General features: G+C 72.3%; 3 protein-coding genes. All 3 read right to left on the bottom strand.

All coding sequences use genetic code 11. The features are described 5' to 3' along the window. Window positions 1–19: 19 nt before the first annotated feature. A complete protein-coding gene (gene kynU, locus ACWGH4_RS33455) occupies window positions 20–1,213 on the bottom strand; it encodes a kynureninase (RefSeq protein WP_453467477.1) in 1,194 nt (397 codons plus the stop codon). After that, entirely contained in the window at window positions 1,206–2,027 is an 822-nt protein-coding gene (kynA, locus tag ACWGH4_RS33450) for a tryptophan 2,3-dioxygenase (protein WP_441263508.1), read from the bottom strand. The genes kynU and kynA overlap by 8 nt, the downstream gene beginning before the upstream one ends. A gap of 85 nt (window positions 2,028–2,112) precedes the next feature. Continuing rightward, on the bottom strand, window positions 2,113–2,889 hold the full coding sequence (locus tag ACWGH4_RS33445) for a DUF3152 domain-containing protein (protein WP_453467474.1): 777 nt from the start codon (window positions 2,887–2,889) through the stop codon (window positions 2,113–2,115). Window positions 2,890–3,132 lie beyond the last annotated feature (243 nt).

Here is a 3,132-nt window from a genome sequence, read left to right as displayed (position 1 = left end):
CCCCCGGGGCGGACCGGGCTCAGCCGGCGAGGACCTCCGCCAGGACGCGCGCCGCGCGCTCCGTGTCGGCGAAGCCCACGTACAGCGGTGTGAAGCCGAAGCGCAGGACGTCCGGGCGGCGCAGGTCGCCGACGACGCCCCTGGCCGTCAGGGTCTCCATGACCCGCGGCGCGTCCTCGCACCGCAGCGCCACCTGGCTCCCGCGCGCGGCGTGCTCCGCGGGGGTCAGGGACGTGACCCGTCCGGCCGGGACGTAGGCGTCGACGCACTCCAGGAAGAAGTCCGTCAGCGCCAGGCTCTTCGCCCTGACCGTCTCGATCGCGATTCCGTCCCACACCTCGAGCGCCGCTTCGAGGGCCAGCATGGACAGGATGTCCGGTGTGCCCACCCGGCCGCGGGTCGACCCGTCGGCCGCCTCGTAGCCGGGCGTCATCGCGAACGGGTCGGCGTGCGACGTCCAGCCGGGCAGCGGCGAGTCGAAGGACGCCTGGTGGCGCTCGGCGACGTACAGGTACGCGGGCGAACCGGGGCCGCCGTTCAGGTACTTGTAGGTGCAGCCGACGGCCAGGTCGACGCCGTGCGCGTCGAGCCCCACCGGCAGGGCGCCGGCGCTGTGGCACAGGTCCCAGACCGCGAGGGCCCCCGCGTCGTGGACGGCCGCCGTCAGACCGGGCAGGTCGTGCAGCCGGCCGGAGCGGTAGTCGACGTGGTTGACGAGTGCCGCCGCCGTGGTGGGGCCGAGTGCCGACGGCAGATCGGCCGGGTCGACCGGCACGATGCGGCGGCCGGTCATCCTGGCCGCCGACGACGCTATGTACCCGTCCGTCGGGAACGTCGTCGCGTCGACGAGGATGTCCGTCCGTGCCGGGTCGTCGTTCAGCCGTACGGCGCCGACGACGGCCTTGAAGACGTTGACGCTCGTGGAGTCGCCGACCACGATCTGCCCGGGCGCCGCGCCGACCAGCAGCGCGATCCGGTCACCGATCCGCTCGGGCGCGCTCCACCAGTCGCCTTCCGTCCAGGAACGGATGCGCAGCTTGCCCCACTGCCGGTTCACCACGTCGGCGACGCGGTCGGGGACGTGCGCGGGCAGCGCGCCGAGCGAGTTGCCGTCGAGGTAGACCGCCTCGTCGAGGGCGAACAGCTTCCGGGCACCGGCCAGTTCGTCTGCGGCGTCGAGCGCCGCGGCCCGCTGGGCCAGGGACTCAGACATGGCTGCGCGCCGTCCACAGCTCGGGGAAGACGTTCTTGCGGGCACGCTTCTCGAGCCACGAGACACCGGCGGAGCCGCCCGTGCCGACCTTCGAGCCCATGGCCCGCCGGGTCGCCACCAGGTGGTCGTTGCGCCATCGCCACACCAGCTCGCCGACATCCGTCAACGCCTCGCCGAGGCGCACCAGTTCGGTGTCCTGGTCGTCGCCGCCGTAGACCTCGGCCCAGACCCGCTCGACCGCCTCCGACGGCTCGTACTTCTGTGCCAGGTCGCGCTCCAGCACCTCGGCGGGTACCGCGTACCCGCGGCGGGCGAGGAGCCGCAGCACCTCGTCGTAGAGGCTCGGCTCGTGCAGGGCCTTCTCCAGTTCCGCGTGGACGCGCGGGGCGCCCCGGTGCGGCACCAGCATGGAGGCGGACTTGTCCCCGAGCAGGAACTCCATCCGCCGGTACATCGCCGACTGGAAGCCGGAGCCCTCACCGAGGGCGTCGCGGTAGGCGTTGAACTGCGCGGGCGTCAGGTTGGCGATGGGCTTCCAGGAGGCGTTGAGCGCCTCCAGCTCCCGTACCGACCGCTTCAGCGCGTCCATCGCCACGGGGATCCGGTCCTCGCGCAGGGCGCGTGCGGCGGTCTCCCACTCGTGGACGACGACGGTGAACCACAGCTCCATGACCTGCGTGGTGACCAGGAAGACCATCTCGCCCGGGTCGTCCGACCGCGGATGCTGGAGGTGGGTGAGGACGTCCGCCTGGACGTAGTCCTCGTACGGCGTGGTGCCCGCGAAGTCCAGATTCGGGGCGGAGTCATGTGACATTGCTGTCTCCTCGACATCCGGGTAGCGGTCCGCCCCTTCCTGTCCGGTGTGGGCCCCGGTCCCCACTCGCATCATAAGCGGAGGATCACACCGGCGGTCCGGAGAGATATGTCCCGTCGTCGTCGTAGGGCCACGCATTGGAGACGCAGCCGTTCAGGCCCTTGATCTGCTGCATCATCACGGGGGCGGGTTCGCCGGGGCCGGGGCAGCCCATGTGCTGCCGGATGCCGATCTCGTGCCCGACCTCGTGGTTGATGATCAGATGCCGGTACTCGGCGGGCGTGCCGGCGAAGGTCGGGGAGCCCAGCATCCAGCGCCGCAGGTTCACCACGACGCCTTCGGTGGTCTCGCAGTTCAGCTCACCGCGGGTGTTCAGGCCCACGGCGAGGCAGAGCTTGTCCGCGGTGGCCGGGGTGGCGATCCTGATCACGAAGTCGGCGTTCGACGACACCAGCTGGAAGCGGCCGCGGCCGTTCGCGGCCCAGCCGCGCGGATGGGCCAGGATCTGCTGGATCTCGGCGGCCGCCTGCTGGGCGGACACGTCGACGCCGTCCTCGACCTCCACCTTGTAGCGGCGCAGTGTGCCGGTGCCGGTCGCCGTCCCGGACGACTGCGCGACGGTGAACGTGCCCGGCCCCGACGCCGGCACGCTCGGCGGCTCGCTCTTGGCCGAGGGGGAAGGCGACGGCTTCGGCTTCGGCTTCGGCGAGCTGCTGGGGCTGCGCACCGGCGAGGGCGAGGTCGACGGTGCCGGTGCGGGGTCCTTCGACATCAGCGGCGCGACGTCGGGCCCGTGGGCCGCCTCTGCGGGGGGCGGCCCGCCTCTCCAGTGCGCGAGGGCGGCACCCGCGCCCACCGACATGAAGGCGAGGCAGACGCCCAGCAGAAGTATCGGTCCGGTCGGACGGCGTCGGCCCGTGTTCCGGCGGCTCCGTCTGCGGCTGCGCCCGTTGCGGGCGGCGGCACGCTGGCCCAAGACAGATCTCTCCCCTGGTTCGGCCGGTGTTGGGGGGAGAGGAAGAGGGGGCCTCTCACCGGCTGTGATCCGTGAATCGGCAGTGTGTGCGATCGTACCGGCCGCGGGCCGGCGCCCCGGGTTCAGGTC

The organism is Streptomyces sp. NPDC054847 (assembly GCF_053610925.1).
Note: the sequence above shows the minus strand (reverse complement) of the source record. Positions and strands in the feature narration are given on the sequence as shown.

Bases quoted from the DNA above. Each gene is read 5' to 3' on its own strand.
- kynU (WP_453467477.1), bottom strand. From the start codon at position 1,213: ATGTCTGAGTCCCTGGCCCAGCGGGCCGCGGCGCTCGACGCCGCAGAC.
- kynA (WP_441263508.1), bottom strand. From the start codon at position 2,027: ATGTCACATGACTCCGCCCCGAATCTGGACTTCGCGGGCACCACGCCG.
- ACWGH4_RS33445 (WP_453467474.1), bottom strand. From the start codon at position 2,889: ATGTCGGTGGGCGCGGGTGCCGCCCTCGCGCACTGGAGAGGCGGGCCG.